Below are 19288 nucleotides of genomic sequence, written 5' to 3'. Positions count from 1 at the left end.
GCACATGGCAGCATCTCCGGCACTTTATACCTGGCACAAAATCTTCTCCTCCGAACAGGAGGCGAAAGCCCAAGTCGCGCTACGGCAGCTTCTGCGCCTGGAAGTGGATGGCCGTACAATCTGCCTGGCGCACACAGCCAAGGGGTTCTTCGCGCTGGACGATGCCTGTCCGCACCTCGGCCACTCACTCAGCCGCGGCACCACCAACTACCTGAATGAGGTGATCTGTCCGTGGCACAGCTATCGCTTCGACCTGGAAAGCGGCCGTGAGTGTGAATACCGCACCCGAAACGCTGTGCAACACCCCATTGAGTTCCGCGATGATGGCATGTACATTGGCATCAGGCAGCAGAGCCTGCCGGCAGGCTAGCGCTTGCCGGTTTAAGATGCATTCTGGCTATTAACTAATCACACCTCCCCTACATTACACTAAACAGTGCGCTTATGGGACTCGTTATGACTGATTACGAAGATTTGATTGCTGCCTGGCCAGCTCCCTTGCAGCTCGTCCATGCCGAGGGGGATTTGTTCGTGACGTTGCTCCAGCAACCCAACTATATAGAAGCCAAATGGATAGGGCACATTACCGCTGGAGACGTTGTGACCACAGCAAACATATACCTTGCCCTGATGCAAAAAACGCCCATGGCACGGCTGCTGAACGATAAGACCGAAGTTTCCGGCGATTGGACAGACGCAAACGACTGGTTACAGTATGAGTGGCTGCCCAAGGCTGTTGAAGCCGGGCTTTGCGCGATGGCCCACGTATACTCCAGCAACATGTTCAGCAGGCTCTCTGCCCGCGATTTATACATGCGCCTGATACCGAACCTATACATCGAAAACTTCAACGACCAGAAAGCAGCCATAAACTGGCTGCTTTCCTGCAATTGTTGAGGCAAGCTTCTTACTGAAGCGCTACGGCCGCCGGGGCTGTCACGGTAACTTCTAGCGTATCCAACAGTACGTGCAGCATAGGCTCCTCGGGCATTGCCTCTGACGGAGCACGGTAGCTGATTGTTTCCTGCGCTGGTGCGTCTACACGCACAGTTTCCTGCACTGCGAGACCGAAACTAAAAAAAGAGGCGAAGAGAAGAACGACGATTTTCATGGCTTTTAAATTATATGGTTAACATTTCTTATCAATCTTATACCATATAGTACTATGTCATGCCAAGTACTGTTGCGTTACATAAACCCCTCTTATACCAATGCTCTGCTTCGTTCTGCGAACCTCGCTAATCCCTCCATGAACTCCCCGTATTTTTTTGTCTGGGAAAAGCGGTCGTTCATCGAGACAAGTCATTTATAATCAGCCTTTCGCGCATATATCCATTACATTTCCAGAGCATCAATTTCATACCTACCCTAATCAAATTTGCACCTGAAGCCAAAGGAAGCGCATGCCTGCTCCGGCAGCCAGGGCTTAGTGATTTATACCCAGAAGTACCCGGATGCTATATCGGGAAGGCTACAGGCATTACCATCATTTTCTCGCGCATACCTGCGCAGGCCTACTCCCAAAAACATGAATACCACCCTGCATTGGCGAACGACACGAACCAGCCATGTGCAGTAGACTGCCGCTCAGGGTTTTCCGACCTAGCCCGCCAAAAAGCTTGCCATAACATTCAATTCTCACTGCGGCGCTCCGGTTGCCAGAAGGAACCGTAAATAAAACGCATTGCCAGAGGTCACGTAGTAGAGGCGTAAGTTTAGGCTTGGTTTAAGAGTTCTGTTTCGGGTGCTCCCGCTGCAAACTATTTTCGGCAGGCTTCGGGCGGCCCGCTTTGTAGCGAAGCCAACGCCTGCGTTGTGCGCAGCATACCTGAGTTCTGTGGCTGATGCACTGGCACATGGGCTCTATTACCTTCATACTATTATCTTCTCTATGAGCGAAACGCAAGGTTTTCCACCCGGGTGGAGCTATAACCCCGCCTCCTGGGGGCAGCGGGTTCCCATTGTGCTGCTGGCGATCCTGGGTTTTGGCATTGCCACCTACATGGCGCTTTTTCAACTGAATGTGTTCGGAACCGTCTGGGAGCCCTTTTTCGGAAACGACAGCCGCAAGATCCTCACGTCCAGCGTATCCCGGGTGCTCCCGATACCGGATGCCGCACTGGGCGCAATCGGCTACCTGGCAGATGCCCTGACGGGGGCAATCGGGGGTACGCGCCGCTGGCGCACCATGCCCTGGATCGTGATTATGTTTGGGCTCGCGGTTGGCCCGCTGGGGTTTATCAGTGTGCTGCTCGTCATTCTGCAACCCGTAATGTTCGATGCCTGGTGCACGCTGTGCCTTTGTTCTGCGGCCATTTCTGTGATCATGATCGGGCCTGCCATGGATGAGTTTCTGGCGAGCATGCAGTATATGCGGCGCGTAAAAGACGCCCGGGTTTCACTTTGGAAGGCATTCTGGGGGTATAAGGAAGTACAGGGAAAAGTAATTTAATATGTGGGCACAAGTACTAAACGCACTATTGGGGATTTGGCTTATGGCCTCCCCGGCAATAATCGGCTCTGAGAAGATAGCGACCGACAACGCGCACATCGCAGGCCCCATCATTGCCTCCTTTGCTGTTATCTCGTGGTGGGAGGCAACCCGCTCGGTCCGGCTCTACAACCTCCCGGTGGGTGCCTGGCTCCTGCTGGCACCCTGGGTTTTGCAGTATCAACACACCGCCCCGTTGGTGAATGACATGGTTGTCGGAGCGCTTGTGATCGGGTTGAGTCTGGTGAAAGGCAAAATCACGGACCAGTATGGCGGTGGCTGGTCTGCCATCTGGAAGTCCAAGGAACAATAAAGACAAGCGAAGCTAATCGTGCGCCTTAGCCCACTTTCTCCATTTAGGTCTTTGATTTAATCTTTGCTAAAACCTTCACGGTTTTACTTTCACTTTTAACGAAAGCCGCCCCCTATAAACGTAGTCTGGCTACTGACCTAAATGTAGGTTAACCCATAGTTTTAGTCAACTCACTTGGGTCTTACGCACGTCTGCTCAAAAATTTTGTGGCCTGTATGCCAATTTTGAGCCGTTTTATTCAAATAATTTAACAATTTAATAACATAATCCTGCTATATCGTATATAGCTGAAGTCTGCTTTAACTATATACTTTTTATGAATTTTAAGCCCCTGTTGCTCCCTCAGTTGCCAGCGCTGCGCAAGGCCATTTTGTTCTATGGCATAGCTTTCCTTATTATGGTTGGCGTCTATTTACAGCCGTTCGTAAAAGTAAGCGATCTCACCCGTGATGCTGTGGTTGTGGCCAAGGGTATGTTTTATTTCGGACTCATCTCTAACCTGGGAATTCTGCTTTGGTGCGCCACCGCCGCCATCTGTCTCTTCACTGTTGTGTATCTGAACGTCTCCAAAATAACAGCCAACCGGGATTTCCTGTTATATGGAGGACTCCTGACTACTTTCCTGCTTCTGGACGACTTCATGCTGTTGCACGAAGAAGCCATTCCCAAACTACTTGGAATCGGGGAGAAGTACGTCGTGGTAGTATACCCTCTTTTAATGGTTCTATACCTGGCCTATTTCCTCAACAAGATACTCGACACATCATACCTTGTGCTACTCTCTGCACTGGGTTTCCTGGCCCTCTCAGTTCTGACGGATGCGGTGGCACCCTCCAAAATAAATGAGTTGGAGGTGCTCTTCGAGGATGGCTTTAAGCTGATGGGGATTGCAGGCTGGTTCTACTATTTTACCAGCACCTCTCTTAAAGTGCTGCAAAGCAGTGTCGAAAAGCGCTTCTCTCCGGTAGAAGAGGCGCACAAAGCATTGGAGGCAGTAGCCTGAAACAAAAGCTCCTTTCATAATCCCCCTGCAGCAGCTTAGGATACTCGACTTACGCTGCTGCCTTGCCTTGAGAATTCTGCTAAGAGTGGCAGGAGACTATAGCTTTGCGGGCTATCTTTGCGGTAAAAGCCAGAGGACAGCATTGCTCTGGCTATGCCATTAGCGAGCGACCATATGCGTAATATTTTTCTGATCAGTGGCCTGGGGGCCGACAAGCGCATGTTCCAGTACCTGCAATTGCCTGCCCACCTGCAACAGCACCATGTGGAGTGGATCGCGCCTGAGCACCCGGATGAGCCCCTGCATAGCTACGCCCTGCGCCTGAAACAGCAGATCACTGACCCAAACCCAATTTTGCTTGGCTTATCGTATGGGGGGGTCGTTGCCATAGAACTGGCAAAGCTCCTGAAGCCTGAAAAAACGATCATTATCTCCAGCATGGCCACTTCCTGTGCCTTGCCTTGGTATTACCGTATGCTGGGCAAAACGCAGCTGCATCGGCGCGTTCCGCTACGGCTGCTGCAAAGCGGATGGCCGCTCGCCCCCTGGTTTTTCGGCGCCCATACTCCCCCCGAGAAAAAACTGCTGAAAGAAATTATACTGGATATAGATGAAGCGTATCTGCGCTGGTCGCTGGGCCGGCTGCTGAACTGGCAACAGGCCGAAAGGCTACCCGGGCTTGTGCAGCTTCACGGCACCGCCGACCGTGTGCTGCCGCTGTGCAGTAACCCCGCCCTGATACGGGTGGAGGGCGGCGAACATTTAATGGTGATGGACAGGGCGCCTGAAATAAGTGGTATATTGAGCCAAATTTTAGCAAGCACATGAGTCAGAGCAAATTTATAGTGTCTGTTCCGGGTGGCAAAGCGCTAGACCTCACACATGCGGTTATCCTGAAAAGCAATAACTTATACCCCTTTGGAGAGCATAACTATGCCATTTACGCTACGCCGGAGAGCGTTTTTGTGAAGGGGCTGAACAAAGGGGAACGCGAAATCATGCTCACCCATTTTGAGGAAATGACCGAAGGAGAGGCCCGTCAGTATATACACCCATACGTCCGGGAGGACCAGTAGCCGATGCAGTTCAGCTTCTGGGAGCGGGAATCCTATTTCAGCAATATCGACGTGCTGATCGTGGGCAGTGGCATTGTTGGCCTGAGTGCAGCCCTGCACCTCAAGACGGTACAGCCCAACCTGAAAGTGCTGGTGCTGGAGCGCGGCCTGCTGCCTACGGGCGCCAGTTCCAAAAACGCTGGGTTCGCCTGCTTTGGCAGCCCCTCCGAACTGTTAGACGATTTAACGCATCTGTCTGACGAAGCGGTGTTCAGCCAGGTGGCGCGCCGCTGGAAAGGGCTTCAGCGCCTGCGGCAGAACCTGGGCGACGCCGCGATTGACTTTCACCGGTGGGGAGGGTATGAGCTCTTTGCCCCGCACCAGCAGGAACTGTACGCCGCCTGCATGAACCGCCTCCCCTACCTGAACAGACAGTTGCACGCGATAACGGGCCTGCCGGCCATCTTCCAGGGCGCAGACCACAAAATCCCTGACTTTGGCTTTCGGCACGTGCGCCACCTAATAGTGAGCACAGCCGAGGGCCAGATCGACACGGGAAAGATGATCGTGGCGCTCACTCAAAAGGTGCAGGCACTGGGCGTATTGGTGCTAAACGGACTGGAGGTGCAGGAAATACAGGAAGCGCCTGACGGCATCACTGCCATTACCGAACAGGGTGTTCCCGTGCAGGCAAAGGCTGCCCTGATCGCCACCAACGGGTTTGCCCGGAAACTGCTTCCGCAACTGTCCATCGTGCCCGCGCGGGCGCAGGTGCTCATCACAAAGCCTATCCAGGGGCTACGCCTCAAAGGCACCTTCCACTACGACAAAGGCTACTATTACTTCCGCAACATCGGGAACCGGGTGTTGTTTGGCGGTGGCCGCAACCTCGATTTCGGCACAGAACAAACCACAGATTTTGGGTTGACAGAGGTTATACAGCATAAGCTGGAAGAATTGCTGCAAACCGTCATCCTGCCCGAAACCCCGTTCGAGGTTGAGCAGCGATGGAGTGGCATCATGGGGGTAGGCGCTGAAAAAACCACACTTGTGCAGCACACCTCCCCGCGCGTTAGCTGTGCCATCCGCCTGAGTGGCATGGGCATCGCCATTGGCTCTCTGGTGGGCCAGGAGGGTGCGGAACTGGTGCTGCAGCAGGTATAACAGCTGCTTTCGGGCCTTGCAGTGGCTGACTTCGAAGCTGATCGGCCCCCTCAGCCCGGATGCATAGCAGCCCCGCAAAAAAGAAGCGAGCCAGACCTGACATCTGCTCGCTTCTACTGTATAGTATCATTTGTCTTTATGCAGGCCCGGATACTATACCGCTGCCCACCGTTGCGAACGCTGCTGATGCATATGTGGTGCCGCATACATAAAAGCCGCCTTCTCTGCGCTGTAAAATGCCTGATACTCCTCCTCTTCCATCTCTTCATGCAGTGCTATATGGTATAGCGCCATCTCCGGGAATAACTTATACTGTTCCAGCCGCTCTTCTGGATTGTTTCTGTTAAAGTCATAAAAGCTTTTCATGGTTGATATCAGAGTTAAGAGGTTGACTTACAATTATTTTGTAAAGCATCATACTCTTTAAAAATTGATTAAGTTTTTGGTAGTCTTTTTAAAAATTCGATAACAGAGGGTTTTCTTATACTTTCCCTAAAAAATATAGCGGCTACACCAAATTGGTGCAGCCGCTAGACTAAGTTAATCAGGAACCTGAATTTATCTTTATTTTTTCGGCAGCCTTATTGATTGCAAATCGCTATAAATCAATTAATTATAAAAATAGTATACTGTTTCATTTTAACCCCAATACAGCTGGCCCCTGCTCGAAGACAATATCCACAGGTATGTTGGCCTCGGCCAGGCGGTCCAGGTCTGCCTGCAACTGCGGGCTGATCTGCCCCTGCCTGTCTAGTAGTTCGCCTACTCCCGCGTAGTCGCCGTCGCCCTGCAGGGTAAGGATTTTCTCAGAGAGCTTGTTCATCGCCTCGCGCATCTTCACGTAGTTCACGCGGTAGCGGCCAGTCTGCTCGTCGCGCGCAAAGGCACCGTTATCGGCAAAGAAGTTAAAGCGCACCATGTTGGCTTTTCCGTGGGCACTGGCCGCCCCAAAGCGCACCGACCGGAAAATGCCGGCCAGGAAGGTGGTATAATAGTCCTCAAGGCTCCCGGCTACTTCCCCTTTCTCGTGCAGCTGCGTGATCATGTACAAGCCCAGAATGTCTGCCTTGCCCTCTTCCAGCGCAGAGGCTTGCTCCTTTAGCGCCTCACGCACAGTGCCTTTCCCGTTGATGGTGTTTTTGATGCCTAGCCCATGCGCCACTTCATGAAACATGGTGTTCGCAAAAAAGGCATCGAAAGTAACGTGCTGCTGCTGGTCGGCCACGATCAACTCGCCGGCGATCGGGACCATGATCTTATCAAATTTGGCCCGCATGGCGTTTTTGAGTTGCAGGCGACGGGTGCCCCGCTTCAGCTGCACCTCCTCGTCGTTTGGCAGGTTAATGGCAATGGTCTTGCTACCCGCGTTGCTGTCGCCGGCATAGTACACCACGTCATAAGCGTTGAGGTCGGAGTCGGTGCCCGGGGTTTCTTTCTTGTAGGGCGCCGGCACAGGCAAGCCCCGCTGCAGCTCGGGCAGGAAGGCGGCATACTTGGCAAGTCGCTCGCTCCATTCCATGTCCTTCACCAGCACGTATGCCTCGTGGGCCGCCTTGTAGCCGAACAGCTTGTCCTCATACGTCTCTATCGGCCCAATCACCACATCCAGCTTGTTGCTTTTCATATCCATCCAGGCCAGGTCGCTGGGCTGGTAGTTGTCGGTGAGCAGCGCCTCTGCCCGCAGGTTCAGGTACTTCCGCAGCCCTGCGTCTTCTGCCAGCGCCGCCGCCTGCTTCAGCAGGTCAGCCACTTGCTGCACTTCCTCCTTAAACTGAACATGGTAGGGCACCGTGATCAGCTTGCCGTTGGCATCGCGCCGCAGGAAGGTATACTGGCTGGCTTTGTCGGGCAGGCTGGCCTGGGCAAACTCCTCCTTGGTCATGTCAGGGGGGTAAAAGTTAGCCGCGGCAGGCTTGGGGCCTACCCCCGCGATAAAGGGCTTGTTGTTGTCGAGGCGGTCCCAGGGGCCGTAGTTTATGCGCACGTATTGTTTGGCCGCCTCACTGCTCAGGGAATTCAGGAGCGAGTCACGCTTGCCGTAGGCCTCATACCAGAAAAGCTTGTTCATGATGTCTGCCGCCTCGATCAGCAGCGGGATCATCTTCTTTTCGTTGGCGCTGAGGCCCTGCAGCGGCGAAGTGAGGCGCACGCTGGTATACATGCCCAGTTTTTGCTGCAAGCTGTCGTCTGCCTGTGCCGTGGGAGTGGCAGGGGTTTCTGAGGTGGTAGAAGTAGCGGTGTTGCCGCTGCAGCCAAAGGCCGAGGCCGCAAGCGCTGAAGCAAATAGAATATGGCGTGGTTTCATGTGATGTATTCTTTTATTTTGGTGATGAAGATAGCAAAATTCAGACCGACAGCCAATCCCCGCGCCCCTTCCTGCTCAGCCATACCCCCTAAAACAGTGAGGGGAAGAGCGTTGGCCCTTCCCCTCATGCGGTATAGCTAAAATGACCGGCTAGCTGCCCGGCAGGTATGTATGCTTAAAACAAGCCAAACAGCTCACCCTGTATTTTCTCGACAATGAGGCCTAAATCCTCGGGGTTGGCCACAAAGTCCAGGTTATTTACATCAATCACCAGCTGCTTGCCCAGGTCGTAGCTGCCCATCCAGGCAGTGTAGTGGTCGTTGAGGTTGCGGAGGTAATTGATGCTGATGCTGTTCTCGTAGTCGCGGTTGCGCTTCTCAATCTGGCCAATCAGCTTCGGCAGGTCGGCTTTCAGGTAGATCATCAGATCCGGCGGCTTTACCCTGCTGATCATCGACTGGAAGAGGGCGAAATAATTCTCGTAATCGCGGGTGGTCATCAGGCCCGACACATGCAGGTTCTTCGCAAATATAAAAGCGTCCTCGTAGATCGTGCGGTCCTGGATCACGCTGCTGTCCTTGGCCTGAATCTGCAGCACCTGGTTGTAGCGGCTGTTCAGAAAGTACACCTGCAGGTGAAAGGCCCAGCGCTCCATGTCCTCGTAAAAGTCTTTCAGGTAGGGGTTGTCCTCAACAGCCTCCAGGTACAGATCCCATTTAAAGTGTTGGGAAAGTTTGGTGGCCAGCGTGGTTTTGCCGGCGCCAATGTTGCCGACGATTGCAATGTGCATGGTAAGGTATGGTTTTGTCTGAATTGGGTAGCAAAAGTACGGCTTTTCAGGCAGAGGTTGGTGCTTGCCCCCCGCACATTTGCCCACCATGTTATCCACATATGGCTATACCCCTTGCCGTAGGCCCCGCCAGGTTTCCACTCCGCGTGCCTACAGCAGGCAGCCCAACAGCACATGTGCGACTCGGGCACAATGGCTATACCCCCTGGAGTCCCGGCAGCGCGTTTGCTACCGGGGCTCCAGGGGGTATAGCAGGCCTTTGGGCCGGATTAGCGGTTCTTCTCGCGCATGGTCTCGTAGGCCTCTCGGGCTTCGCGGCCTTTCTTAAGGGAGGCGAACTCTACCTGCAGCGCGGCAATCTTGATCTTGTCGCCGCTGCTTAGCTGGTCCTGGAGCTCGTTTCTACGGTTGTTCAGCTCGCCGTACACAAACTCGGCATATTCCCAGTCGCGCAGGCTCCACTCGCGCCGCCGCTCACGGGTTTGCTCCAGCAGCTGCACATAGGCATCGCGCATCTTCACGGGCTTCAGCCTGCTAATGTGGGTCGTGCCTGCCAGCTGCCGTTCCCAGCGCTCCAGCTCCTCCCCGTCCAGGTCCACAGCTTCGCTTTCGTTGCGTTCTTCCCAGCCCTTGTAGCGGTGTTTCATCTCGTCATACTCCTTCCGGGAGCTTTCCGAGAGCTTCTGGGAGTTTTGGTTCAGGCCATAGGTCAGCTCCCGGTACTCCTGCTTCACGTTGGGCCACTCCTGGCGAATGGTGCTGTCGGCCTGAGCCGACCGGCGCTGCATCCAGGTGCGCAACTCGGCCAGGTCCTGCTCTACTTTCGTTTGCGCCTGTGCCCCTTCCACCGTTACCGCCGCCAGCAGCAGCACCAGTATCCATCTTATCAGTTTGTCCATTGTTCGTTAATTTCGTAAATAAACTATAACATGCCTTTGCCGTAAATAGTATGCCACACTTACAAAACACGTTCCGTCCGGTTTGCAACAACGCCACGCAGCAATACTCTTCCCGGGCACACAAACTTACGATAATCGATACTTTCTTTCTGTTATCTTTTGCGGATAAACTTCGTTTACTAGGCATTGGCGGCACAAAATATGCTACGGACACCCTTTCCGCTGCATGTAACCAACATCCATATGAGCAAAATCGACAAAGGCAACTTTCATGAGTCTGTTGTTTCCATATCCAACAACGATATATTCCTGAGCGTAGACAAGTTCCCGTTCAAAACCTCCCTGAGCCTGTCACCGCTCATCGCCTATTGGGAGAACAAGGAAAAAACTGACCCGAGCTGCAACCCGGCGCGCGTGCGGGAGCTGGCCGACCTGCTGCGCAACACCTCCGACCTTACCGGGACGATAGAGCAGGTGTCCGTCATTGAGAAGCACATGGAGACGGTGGACATCCTGATGGAGGATATCTTTCCGAGCGCGCTGTGGGAGAACGAGATGATGGCGGCCGTAGTGCCGTTTCACTTCGAGAGCTTTTACGCCTCGCCAAAACTGGAGGATCTCAAGCTGCTGAAGGGCGACAATTATGCCGAGCTGCTGAACCTGGACCCGAAAACCCTGCTTTTCCGGCTAACCCTCTCTGCCTATACCCTCATTCTCGAAAAGTTTTACAACGCCAACTTCAGCATCGACGAGCCCTTTATTTTCACGGTCAAAGACAAGCTGACGGGCTTGCCGCGGCATTACAAGCTGCTCATCGACCTGAAGTTCATGGAAGTGAAGGCGAAGGGCGAGATCAAGAAACTGTCTGCGCAGGAAATCAACTTCCTCATCAACCGCTACAACGACCTGGACCTGTGGATGATGAAGCTGCCTCCCGAGAATTTTGAGTTTTCCGGCTTCTCCCTCTATGACTTCACGGAAGTGACCAACGAGGAGACGCTCTCCTCGCTGCGCCTGAATTTGCTGGACCGCAGCTCTGTGAGCACTGAGGAGGGTTTTCTGAACCTGCAGCAAAAACTGCGCATCCTTTTTGGCCTGCCCGACATCCGGCTGGGTTTCTCCTCCTGCCCTTCGCTGCATGAGTTTGACACCAGCTATGCCCGCAGAATCTGGAACGGGCTGGTGCTGACACAGAACTGCGACCTGATGCTGAAGGACCTCAACAACTCGATTTATGAGCCTGTGCTACGGCGCGGAAACACGATCATTGTGGAAGACCTGAAGCAGTTTGCCAACCCCACCAGGGTAGAGCAACAGTTGCTGGAGTCCGGCATCCGCAACCTCATCGTGGCCCCTTTGGTGTATGACAAGCAGATTATCGGGTTGATGGAACTGGCCTCGCCCATACCGGGGGAGCTGAACGCGCTGTCCACCATCCGGCTGAAGGAGCTGCTTCCGCTGTTTGCCCTGGCCATAAACCGGAGCCTCGGCGAGCTGCGAAACAGTATACAGAGCATCATCAAAGAGAAGTACACTGCTATACACCCCGTGGTAGAATGGCGCTTTACAAAGGCCGCGGTGAACCTGCTTGAAAAGATAGAGCGGAATGTCAGCTCCGAGATAGAGCCGATCGTGTTCCGGGAGATTTACCCGCTGTATGGCGCCTCCGACATCCGCGGATCAGCCACCGAGCGCAACAAGGCCATTCAGGGAGACCTGCTGGAGCAGTTGGTGCTGGCCAAAGAGGTTATCCTGGCCGTGAAAGACAACTTGCCGCTGTCTATTCTGGATGAGTTGGTGTTTAAGATCGACAAGTACTCGCTCAACATCCTCAACGAGCTCGGCTCCGGGGACGAAGTGCTGGTGCTCGACTTCCTCCGGACAGAAATCGAACCCCTCTTCGACCATTTCAGCAGAAAGCGCCCGGCTGCGCAAGCGGCCATACAGGCATACCGCAACGCGATAAACAACCCCTACCGGGTGGTGTATAACAAGCGGCGCGCGTATGAGGAGAGCCTCTTCATGATCAACGAGACCATCTCCACGTTTTTGGAGCGGGAAGAGGAAAAGGCCCAGCAGCTGTTTCCGCATTACTTTGAGAAATACCGCACGGATGGCCTGGAATACAACATCTACATCGGCTCGTCGCTGCTGAACAACGGCGACTACGACCCGATTTACCTTAAAAACATGCGCCTGTGGCAGCTTATGCTTACCTGCGAGATTGCCCGGCGCATACACAAGCTGCGCGCTAACCTGAAGCTGCCGCTCGAGATTACACAGCTCATTCTCGTGCACAGCGATCCGATCTCCATACGGTTCAGGCTGGATGAGAAGAAGTTTGACGTGGACGGCGCGAACAACATCCGCTACGAGATCATCAAGAAGCGAATCGACAAGGCCACGGTGCGCGGCTCGGAGGAGCGCATCACGCAGCCCGGCAAAATCGCGATCGTGTACACTCAGCAGAAAGACGCCGTGGAGTATCAGCGGTACATCGATTTCCTGCATTCGGAGGGGTATATCCATGAGGAGGTGGAGCACCTGGAGGTGGAAGAGTTGCCGGGGGTTCCGGGCCTGAAGGCGCTGCGCCTCTCTATCAATTTCAGGGAAGAACTGCGCCACGACATTGATGCCGGCGACGAGTTGCTGAACATTGCCCAGAGTGCCAGTCTAAACTGAGAAATCAGCCCAAGATATAATATAGTAAATTTTATATCTAAACTTATTTTCAACTAATTTTCAATCTCTTCGTAGGCACGGAACCGGTCTTTTACACCTTGGTTTACAGCTGTTTATAAATTATATAGTTTACCGTTTAGATGCGTGCGTCTCAGATACTTTCACAGCAAGTGCAATTTTTAAAACTTAATCTGCGTTTTCCCTGAAACCTGCACAGCAGGCCAATGTTTCATTATTTCAACTTTTAGCCAAATGAGATTGAAAAACAGATTTATGCCCGCCCTCCTTTTCTGCGGCGCGGTAGCACTCAGTTCTTGTGAAAAAAATGAGCAGGAGACAGCCATGCCAGCGTTCGAGCAGGGTATGATTTCTCATGTGATGGCGGACTCCGCTGCAGTTACCGCTTATGCCTTTTCTGGCAAACAATTGAGCCAGGTCAACCATTACGACACCAAAACAGGGAAGCTAGAGAGCTTCGACAAATACGAGCGCGACGGCAGCGGCAAGCTGGTGAAAGCGACCTCCTACGCAGCCGGCAACCATGCCCTTCTCTCAGAGCAAAAGTATACCTACAACACGAACGGCCTGCTCTCCAAAACAGAGATGGCCTATTACAAAGGCGGCAAGCTGGAGTACAGCGCCTTGGCCACCGTGGAGTATGACACCAAAAATAACCTGAAGAAGAAGTCGCTTTACGAGGTGAATAGTGCTACAGAAGAAGCCATACCTACCTCATACACTACCTTTGAGCTGCTGCCGAACGGCAACTATGCCAACGAGAAGCAGTATGTGATCGACGACAAAGGCGAGGCCAGCCTCTTCTCTACCACCACCTACTCTTACGACTCCAATCAGAACCCATTTCATGAGCTTGCGGAGCCAGGGAGTGCCAGCAGCCCGAATAACATGATTGCTTCCTCGGCGCTGGTGCACAACAGCAAGAAGACATACAAGTATACCTATGCGTATACCTACGATGAGCGCGGGTACCCCCTTACGCAAACCGTGGTATCGCCGACAGGCAAGAGCGAGACGTTCAATTACCTGTACAGCAACTAACCGCTGTTTACATCCCGATCAGGCAAAACCGGCCCGGCGTCTCGCACGTAGGGCCGGTTTTGCTTTCTTGGGCCACCGCGCGCAGTTGTCAGCCTAATTAGTTATATTTGTTTGAAGTACCCAGCAACTGAAGCCGTAGGCCTGCTCGCTACTGGGCGTTACCAGCGGGCGCGCCGCTTTGTCGCTGCCCTGCTTCCCTAACTTTGATCACTTACCAAATAACCTGTAAAATGGCAAAAACAAAAATTACTGTGAACAACAATGGCTCACTGCGTGTAGAGGGCGAATTTGAGATTGTAGACAAAAACGGAAACCCATACGGTTTGCAGGGGCGCGAGCTGGTGTCTATCTGCCGCTGTGGGCTGTCCAGCAACAAGCCTTTTTGCGATGGCTCCCATAAAGGCCATTTTGAGCACAACGCGGAGGCGTTTGACCTTCCGCCCAAGAAGCAGTAACACCCCTTAACAGCAACCCGTATGGCCGAGCGCCTGATCACTATTGCCACTTTTAACGACGTAACGGAAGCCTATATCCTGAAAGGCCGCCTGGAGTCGGAGGGCATCCTGTGCTTTCTGGGCGATGAGCACATCATCGGGGCGCATCCGTTTTACTCGGTGGCGGTGGGGGGCGTGAAGCTTAAGGTGACGGAGAACGACGAGGACGAGGCCAGGGGCATTCTGAAACAGATATGGCAGGGCAGCACAAACTTCGACTACGACACCATTGACCTTGCACCGCCCGATGCGGCTGAGCCACCTCCGGTAGAACAGGTAACATGCCCGCGGTGCGGCTCCACCGATACGGCGCAACGGCCCTACCTGCTGGACGCCCTCTTCGGTGACCGGTATGAATGCCATAACTGCGGAAACCGCTGGAAACCATAAGCATCGCACAAAAAAAGGGCGTCTGAAGAGACGCCCTTTTTTTGTGCCGAAAGCCAACAGATAGGTTTATACCCCTTCGTTAAACGGAATCGGGAAACTGACCCATACGTCATCGCCGGCACGGTCTAGCGGCAGCTCACTTAGTTTGTTGTAACGGCGCATGTCTACCCAACGGTGCCCCTCGAAATAGAGCGAATAGCGGCGCTGGCGCAGCAGCTCATCAATCAGCGCCTCTTTGGTAACAGCGCCTGCATACGGCAGCAAGCCATGGCCTGTCCGGATAAGGTCTAACGCTGAAACCGCATCCATTAGCGCACCCGTCTGGATTTTCGCCTCGGCATAGATCAGGATCAACTCCTCGTTCCGGATAATCGGCATGGGGTCTGTGTTCGTTTTATACACAAACACATCATACCGGCTGGTTAAATCGCTTTGGGTCGCCTCTGCCTCGCGCAAAGCCACCTTGGCCAGGCGGTCATCGTTCGGCGAGGCTTCCGTCACGAAGCGCGGGTGGGCCAGGCGGATCTCTCCGGTCGAATTACGGGGGAGAAACACAGGGTTGAGGATATCCCCGGAAGCGTTGCTAAAGGTATGGTATACCCCCATCCTGAAGCTGCCCGCCACGTTGTTAAGCTGCAGGAAAGACTCATTCAGATAAGTGAGTGCTTCGTCGAAGTTCTCACGGTACACGGCCACCCTGGCGGCCAGGGCCCGGTTAAACGTCAGAAAAGAAGCGGGTGTTTTAAAACCCTCGAAGCCATCAGAAAGCGGAAAAGCAAAGTCGTCGCCTGCATTCTGCAAATGAACCTTCGCTTCATCCAGCATGGCCGCGATGGCCGTATAGGCTGCAGCGCGCCCCACCACCGGGCCTAAGTTATCCGGGTCAGCTACGTCAAGGCGAATCCCGTTCTCGTTCATCATCGTCAGGTTCATCAGCAGCTGATGCGCCTTTATGGTTTTTGCGAACCCTAAATAGCCCTGCTTTTGCTCCTCCGTTACCTGATTTGTGTTGTTTACGGCGGCTATGAGGATATTCGCATCTTTCACAGCCCGATACCTACCGTTCCAGGGGCGGGTGGTATAAAACGTGTTGTTATCCAACACAGCGCTTCCGCCGCCTAACAGATCAGTGGCAAAGCGCGGCTCAGAACCCGAGAAGCGGTAGATTTCACGCCCTATCACTGCCATGCCATCGTAATAGGTGGCAATGTCAATGCGCATGGCAGCCTCAGTGCCTACCACCAGGTTGTTCAGGGTTGGGATTGAGGCATTCAGCTCTACCACGTCCAGGGTAGAGTTGTTGGGGTCCGGAATATTGTCTACCTCGCAGGCAGGAAGCATGATGAGAAGTGCCAGCGCACCGATCACCTGCTTATAGCTTATAGTATTGAGGAAATTCGTCATGTCTGTATACATTTAAAATTAGAAGCCGATCATAAAATGGAAGAACATTCTTCTGGAAGCCGGAAACGGGGTCACTTCAACGCCTGTTGACAGCCCGTTGGCCCCAAAGTTCGACACTTCCGGATCGTAGCTACGATAGTCTGTGATCACGAAAACGTTGTTGGCCGACACCCCTACCTTCAGTTCCCGGACAAGGGAGCCAAACACATCGCTCAGCGCTGTTGCGGGGAGCGTGTAGTACAGCCCGATCTCGCGCATGCGCAGGTATGAGGCATCCTGAACAAACGGCCTTGCCGTTACGCCGAGCGCATCGGTGCGCTCCTTTGCGTTCGTTACCCCGTTGCTATTGTCGTCATCGTCAAAGTCTGGGGATGTGCCGCCAAGGTCAGTCAGCAATTCCGTCAGATTGATGTTTTCCCCGCCTTTCTTCCAGTGCAGGAGGAAGGAGAACGTGAGATTTCGCTTCACGGTGAGGAAGTTATGGAAGTTCATCTGGAAATCAGGGCTGGCATCGCCCAGTTTCACGACCCCGCGGTCACCGTCTATACCCACAATCTGGGTGGCAGATTTCCCTTTCTCGATAAAGAAGGTGCCGAGCGTGGTGCCGAAACCGCCAAGCGGGAAAGCGGGCACGTCCAACTGTGTCACCTCCGAGTTATTCACCCAGAAACTCGTCCGGGAGTTCCACTTAAAGTCCGGCCCCTCAAAGGGAGTAGTCGTGACCGCCAACTCGAAACCACGGTTTTTAAGCTCTCCGCCGTTTACAACCCGCGTGGTAAAGCCCGAAGAGGCCGGCACACCCTGAAAAAGGATCAGGTCCGAAACGGTTTTGTTGTACACCGTTCCCTCAAAGATGACCTTGTTATCCCACAAGCCGAAGTCCAGCCCGGCCTCCAGCTCTTTCTGGCGCTCCTGCTTTATATCCTCGTTCCCGCGCTGGATGTCCGGTACTAAGCCCCCGTTTCCGCCAATGTTAAACGGGGTAAAGGAGGTATACTTTGCCCCGAACGGCGGGAAGCCACCCGACTCGCCATAGGCGACACGCAGCTTTAAGAGGTTAACAGCGTCCCACGTCCAGAAATCGAAGTTACCCAGGTTTAAGGCGAGAGAGGCTTTCGGGAAGGCCTGAAACTCGTTCACCTTCGAGTTGTTCGACGACTTATCCAGGCGTATACCGGCCGTTGCGATAATCCGGTCTCTGTAGTTCGCCTCCTCCTGGAAGAACAGCCCCTTGTTTCGGGTAATCAGCCTGTATTGCGTGGCAGCAACGGCCCCGGACTGGTCCAGGTTTGTCTGCACGCCGATCAGTTTCGTGGCCGTGTTTAGCACCTGGTCCTGGTTGAAGTTCTCGCGCGTGACTCCGAGTGTAGACGTTAGGTTGAGGTTGTTATCAGAGAGAGCAAGGTTGTTTACGATGAACGCAGCGTGGTTGGTGTTCAGGTTATACGAGTTGCCCTGGATAGAGGCCCCGGCTGTTCCGTTGCCGTTAGACTGGAATTGCAACGTGGTCGGGAACAAGGCCCGGGTCCTGTAATTGTAGAAGTCAAGGCCGCTTCGGATCACCAGTTTCGTGTTGCTCATCTCGCTGCTCTGCAGCTTGGTGTTCAACGTGAACCCGCCGATAAACCGGTCTGTGGCTTCCTGATTCGTGATCAGGTCGCGGGTTTGCAGAAAGTTGGAGGCGGCAAACGGGTTGTTGGGGTAAAACCCGTTGGCGTCCCGGCGCAAATCCACGAAGCTTGGCGTGGAGGACATGGCGATCCCGAAGGATACCCCCTTGTTGTCGTTGTTGGTCAATCCGCGGTCTGAAGAGGAGTTGATGTAGTTGGTAGACAGGCTGAAATCGAAACGATCCGAGAGGTCATGGTCGAGGTTAAAGCGGATAGACTTCTTGTTATACCCCGTCTTCTTGATAATGCCCTCTTCGTCCTGAATCAGGCCGCCCACAAAGAACCGGGTTTTCTCGTTGCCGCCGCTCACGTTCAGCCTGGAGTTGAGCAGCAAGCCCGTGTTGCCGTACAGTTCCTCCTCATAATCGATAAACCTGTTCTGGCTTTGCGCCTCCTGAAACAAAGGCACGGCAGCGGCGCCGAATGAAGCCCGCGCCCGCTCCTCGGTATAGGTGCGCATCCCCAGTTTTTTAGAGATCCTGGTGATGCCGATGTCCTGCGAGAAATCGATCTTGGTTTTACCGGCTGCCCCTCGCTTCGTGGTGATGATCACGACGCCAGCCGAGGCAAGGGAACCGTAAATAGCGGCTGCGGAGGCCCCTTTCAGCACTTCAATATTCTCGATATCCGCAGGGTTGATGTCCGCAATGCGGTTCGAGGCATTATCCTGTGTGGAAGAGCTGCCGCCTCCGGCGGCGTTCGTGACCGAGTTCAGGCCGGCAGAGATGGAGGAGTTGTCGATGATCACGCCATCCACCACGAAGAGCGGCTGCGCGTTCCCGAAGATAGAGGTAATCCCGCGCAGCTTCATAGCCATACCCCCGCCCGGGGCTCCCGAGTTGGCGACCACGTTCGCGCCCACCAGCTTGCCGCTGATGGCCCCGTCCACGGTTTGCGGCGTCGTGATACCGGTAATTTCCCGGGTATTCAGCGAGGACACGGCGTTTGCCGCGTTCGAGCGCTTTACGGTGGTGGCCAGGCCCGTCACCACTACCTCACTCAAGCTGGTCAGGCGTTCCTGCAACCGCACGTTCACGGTGGGGTTGGCAGCCGTCACGTCGACGGTTTGCGTCACGTAGCCCAGATAGGAGAACTGCAACTGGCCGGCACTGCCTGGCAACTGGATTGTGTATTCTCCGGAGACGTCGGTATTCGTGCCGAGTGTGGTGCCGGGCACCACCACACTCACACCCGGTAAAGCAGATCCTGAGCCAGCGTCTGTCACGGTTCCCCGCACAGTCGTTTGCCCTAAAACGGCGAAGGGCATTCCCCATAGCAATAGCATGAGTGCCCTGAGAGCGTACTTGTTCATCATAGAAAGTATAGTTTAGTAGTAGAATATGACATGGGGGCAGCAACCTCCCGCTTTTGAGCTTAAAACAAGTTAACTATGATTTATCGGATAGTATACCAACGTTAAAACATACTTCGCTAATTTTCAAATATCTATATATCAATAAGTTAAATCTTATACACCAAAAAAACACGCCCTATCTATGATTTTATAATATTTAACTTATCCTATATGCTACCTCCCGAACGCAAGCTTTCGCGTTTGGCTCTGTCACA

The 19288-nt window shown here is 53.7% G+C and carries 19 protein-coding genes; 12 read left to right on the top strand and 7 right to left on the bottom strand.

Annotated features, from left to right (window positions below; genetic code table 11):
* Positions 1–4: 4 nt before the first annotated feature.
* Positions 5–370, top strand: coding sequence for a Rieske (2Fe-2S) protein (locus MKJ04_RS20580; protein WP_241643772.1), 366 nt, complete (start codon positions 5–7; stop codon positions 368–370).
* Between the two features lie 86 nt (positions 371–456).
* A complete protein-coding gene (locus MKJ04_RS20575; protein WP_241643771.1) occupies positions 457–897 on the top strand; it encodes a hypothetical protein in 441 nt (146 codons plus the stop codon).
* A 10-nt stretch (positions 898–907) separates the two neighbouring features.
* On the opposite strand, the gene MKJ04_RS20570 is transcribed toward MKJ04_RS20575, so the two are convergent.
* Positions 908–1111, bottom strand: coding sequence for a hypothetical protein (locus MKJ04_RS20570; protein ID WP_241643770.1), 204 nt, complete (start codon positions 1109–1111; stop codon positions 908–910).
* Positions 1112–1891: 780 nt separating this feature from the next.
* Here MKJ04_RS20570 and MKJ04_RS20565 point away from each other — a divergent pair.
* The 6 genes from MKJ04_RS20565 to MKJ04_RS20540 all read left to right on the top strand — a co-directional run bounded on the left by MKJ04_RS20565 (position 1892) and on the right by MKJ04_RS20540 (position 6026).
* The gene (locus MKJ04_RS20565; RefSeq protein ID WP_241643769.1) at positions 1892–2452 is read left to right on the top strand and encodes a vitamin K epoxide reductase family protein; all 561 of its coding nucleotides are present in this window, start codon (positions 1892–1894) and stop codon (positions 2450–2452) included.
* Positions 2453–2480: 28 nt separating this feature from the next.
* Positions 2481–2804 (top strand): SPW repeat protein, encoded by a 324-nt coding sequence (locus tag MKJ04_RS20560; RefSeq protein WP_241643767.1) that lies wholly within the window; start codon positions 2481–2483, stop codon positions 2802–2804.
* Positions 2805–3120: 316 nt separating this feature from the next.
* Positions 3121–3807, top strand: coding sequence for a hypothetical protein (locus tag MKJ04_RS20555; protein WP_241643764.1), 687 nt, complete (start codon positions 3121–3123; stop codon positions 3805–3807).
* Positions 3808–3981: 174 nt separating this feature from the next.
* Positions 3982–4635 (top strand): alpha/beta hydrolase, encoded by a 654-nt coding sequence (locus MKJ04_RS20550; RefSeq protein ID WP_241643762.1) that lies wholly within the window; start codon positions 3982–3984, stop codon positions 4633–4635.
* Positions 4632–4883, top strand: a complete 252-nt coding sequence (locus tag MKJ04_RS20545; protein WP_241643761.1) for a hypothetical protein — start codon at positions 4632–4634, stop codon at positions 4881–4883. The genes MKJ04_RS20550 and MKJ04_RS20545 overlap by 4 nt, the downstream gene beginning before the upstream one ends.
* A gap of 3 nt (positions 4884–4886) precedes the next feature.
* Positions 4887–6026, top strand: a complete 1140-nt coding sequence (locus tag MKJ04_RS20540; RefSeq protein ID WP_241643759.1) for an NAD(P)/FAD-dependent oxidoreductase — start codon at positions 4887–4889, stop codon at positions 6024–6026.
* Between the two features lie 153 nt (positions 6027–6179).
* Here the strand turns inward: MKJ04_RS20540 and MKJ04_RS20535 are convergent, their stop codons facing one another.
* The 4 genes from MKJ04_RS20535 to MKJ04_RS20520 all read right to left on the bottom strand — a co-directional run bounded on the left by MKJ04_RS20535 (position 6180) and on the right by MKJ04_RS20520 (position 10020).
* Complete coding sequence (locus tag MKJ04_RS20535; protein ID WP_241643756.1) at positions 6180–6392, bottom strand: hypothetical protein; 213 nt, start codon at positions 6390–6392, stop codon at positions 6180–6182.
* Positions 6393–6660: 268 nt separating this feature from the next.
* Positions 6661–8331 (bottom strand): dipeptidyl-peptidase 3 family protein, encoded by a 1671-nt coding sequence (locus MKJ04_RS20530; RefSeq protein ID WP_241643754.1) that lies wholly within the window; start codon positions 8329–8331, stop codon positions 6661–6663.
* Between the two features lie 175 nt (positions 8332–8506).
* A complete protein-coding gene (locus MKJ04_RS20525) occupies positions 8507–9121 on the bottom strand; it encodes a deoxynucleoside kinase (protein ID WP_241643752.1) in 615 nt (204 codons plus the stop codon).
* A 269-nt stretch (positions 9122–9390) separates the two neighbouring features.
* Positions 9391–10020 carry a DUF6565 domain-containing protein gene (locus MKJ04_RS20520; protein ID WP_241643750.1) on the bottom strand — a complete coding sequence of 210 codons (630 nt, stop codon included), beginning with the start codon at positions 10018–10020 and terminating at the stop codon, positions 9391–9393.
* Between the two features lie 243 nt (positions 10021–10263).
* On the opposite strand from MKJ04_RS20520, the gene MKJ04_RS20515 reads away from it, so the two are divergent.
* The 4 genes from MKJ04_RS20515 to MKJ04_RS20500 all read left to right on the top strand — a co-directional run bounded on the left by MKJ04_RS20515 (position 10264) and on the right by MKJ04_RS20500 (position 14645).
* Positions 10264–12702, top strand: coding sequence for a GAF domain-containing protein (locus tag MKJ04_RS20515; RefSeq protein ID WP_241643749.1), 2439 nt, complete (start codon positions 10264–10266; stop codon positions 12700–12702).
* A gap of 252 nt (positions 12703–12954) precedes the next feature.
* Positions 12955–13761: a hypothetical protein gene (locus MKJ04_RS20510; RefSeq protein WP_241643747.1), complete on the top strand. Its 807-nt coding sequence runs from the start codon at positions 12955–12957 to the stop codon at positions 13759–13761.
* Positions 13762–13991: 230 nt separating this feature from the next.
* Positions 13992–14216: a CDGSH iron-sulfur domain-containing protein gene (locus tag MKJ04_RS20505; protein WP_241643745.1), complete on the top strand. Its 225-nt coding sequence runs from the start codon at positions 13992–13994 to the stop codon at positions 14214–14216.
* Between the two features lie 21 nt (positions 14217–14237).
* The gene (locus MKJ04_RS20500; protein WP_241643744.1) at positions 14238–14645 is read left to right on the top strand and encodes a DUF2007 domain-containing protein; all 408 of its coding nucleotides are present in this window, start codon (positions 14238–14240) and stop codon (positions 14643–14645) included.
* A 66-nt stretch (positions 14646–14711) separates the two neighbouring features.
* Here the strand turns inward: MKJ04_RS20500 and MKJ04_RS20495 are convergent, their stop codons facing one another.
* Together MKJ04_RS20495 and MKJ04_RS20490 are read right to left on the bottom strand one after the other, a co-directional pair.
* Complete coding sequence (locus tag MKJ04_RS20495) at positions 14712–16049, bottom strand: RagB/SusD family nutrient uptake outer membrane protein (protein WP_241643742.1); 1338 nt, start codon at positions 16047–16049, stop codon at positions 14712–14714.
* A gap of 18 nt (positions 16050–16067) precedes the next feature.
* The gene (locus tag MKJ04_RS20490; protein WP_241643740.1) at positions 16068–19034 is read right to left on the bottom strand and encodes a SusC/RagA family TonB-linked outer membrane protein; all 2967 of its coding nucleotides are present in this window, start codon (positions 19032–19034) and stop codon (positions 16068–16070) included.
* Between the last annotated feature and the right edge of the window lie 254 nt (positions 19035–19288).

Source organism: Pontibacter sp. E15-1 (assembly GCF_022601975.1).
Taxonomy (GTDB): Bacteria; Bacteroidota; Bacteroidia; order Cytophagales; family Hymenobacteraceae; genus Pontibacter.
Note: the sequence above shows the minus strand (reverse complement) of the source record. Positions and strands in the feature narration are given on the sequence as shown.

Coding starts and splice junctions, on each gene's coding strand:
- MKJ04_RS20570 (WP_241643770.1), bottom strand. CDS start 1,111: ATGAAAATCGTCGTTCTTCTCTTCGCCTCTTTTTTTAGTTTCGGTCTC.
- MKJ04_RS20540 (WP_241643759.1), top strand. CDS start 4,887: ATGCAGTTCAGCTTCTGGGAGCGGGAATCCTATTTCAGCAATATCGAC.
- MKJ04_RS20545 (WP_241643761.1), top strand. CDS start 4,632: ATGAGTCAGAGCAAATTTATAGTGTCTGTTCCGGGTGGCAAAGCGCTA.
- MKJ04_RS20500 (WP_241643744.1), top strand. CDS start 14,238: ATGGCCGAGCGCCTGATCACTATTGCCACTTTTAACGACGTAACGGAA.
- MKJ04_RS20525 (WP_241643752.1), bottom strand. CDS start 9,121: ATGCACATTGCAATCGTCGGCAACATTGGCGCCGGCAAAACCACGCTG.
- MKJ04_RS20580 (WP_241643772.1), top strand. CDS start 5: ATGGCAGCATCTCCGGCACTTTATACCTGGCACAAAATCTTCTCCTCC.
- MKJ04_RS20505 (WP_241643745.1), top strand. CDS start 13,992: ATGGCAAAAACAAAAATTACTGTGAACAACAATGGCTCACTGCGTGTA.
- MKJ04_RS20510 (WP_241643747.1), top strand. CDS start 12,955: ATGAGATTGAAAAACAGATTTATGCCCGCCCTCCTTTTCTGCGGCGCG.
- MKJ04_RS20495 (WP_241643742.1), bottom strand. CDS start 16,049: ATGACGAATTTCCTCAATACTATAAGCTATAAGCAGGTGATCGGTGCG.
- MKJ04_RS20550 (WP_241643762.1), top strand. CDS start 3,982: ATGCGTAATATTTTTCTGATCAGTGGCCTGGGGGCCGACAAGCGCATG.
- MKJ04_RS20490 (WP_241643740.1), bottom strand. CDS start 19,034: ATGATGAACAAGTACGCTCTCAGGGCACTCATGCTATTGCTATGGGGA.
- MKJ04_RS20520 (WP_241643750.1), bottom strand. CDS start 10,020: ATGGACAAACTGATAAGATGGATACTGGTGCTGCTGCTGGCGGCGGTA.
- MKJ04_RS20555 (WP_241643764.1), top strand. CDS start 3,121: ATGAATTTTAAGCCCCTGTTGCTCCCTCAGTTGCCAGCGCTGCGCAAG.
- MKJ04_RS20535 (WP_241643756.1), bottom strand. CDS start 6,392: ATGAAAAGCTTTTATGACTTTAACAGAAACAATCCAGAAGAGCGGCTG.
- MKJ04_RS20575 (WP_241643771.1), top strand. CDS start 457: ATGACTGATTACGAAGATTTGATTGCTGCCTGGCCAGCTCCCTTGCAG.
- MKJ04_RS20515 (WP_241643749.1), top strand. CDS start 10,264: ATGAGCAAAATCGACAAAGGCAACTTTCATGAGTCTGTTGTTTCCATA.
- MKJ04_RS20565 (WP_241643769.1), top strand. CDS start 1,892: ATGAGCGAAACGCAAGGTTTTCCACCCGGGTGGAGCTATAACCCCGCC.
- MKJ04_RS20530 (WP_241643754.1), bottom strand. CDS start 8,331: ATGAAACCACGCCATATTCTATTTGCTTCAGCGCTTGCGGCCTCGGCC.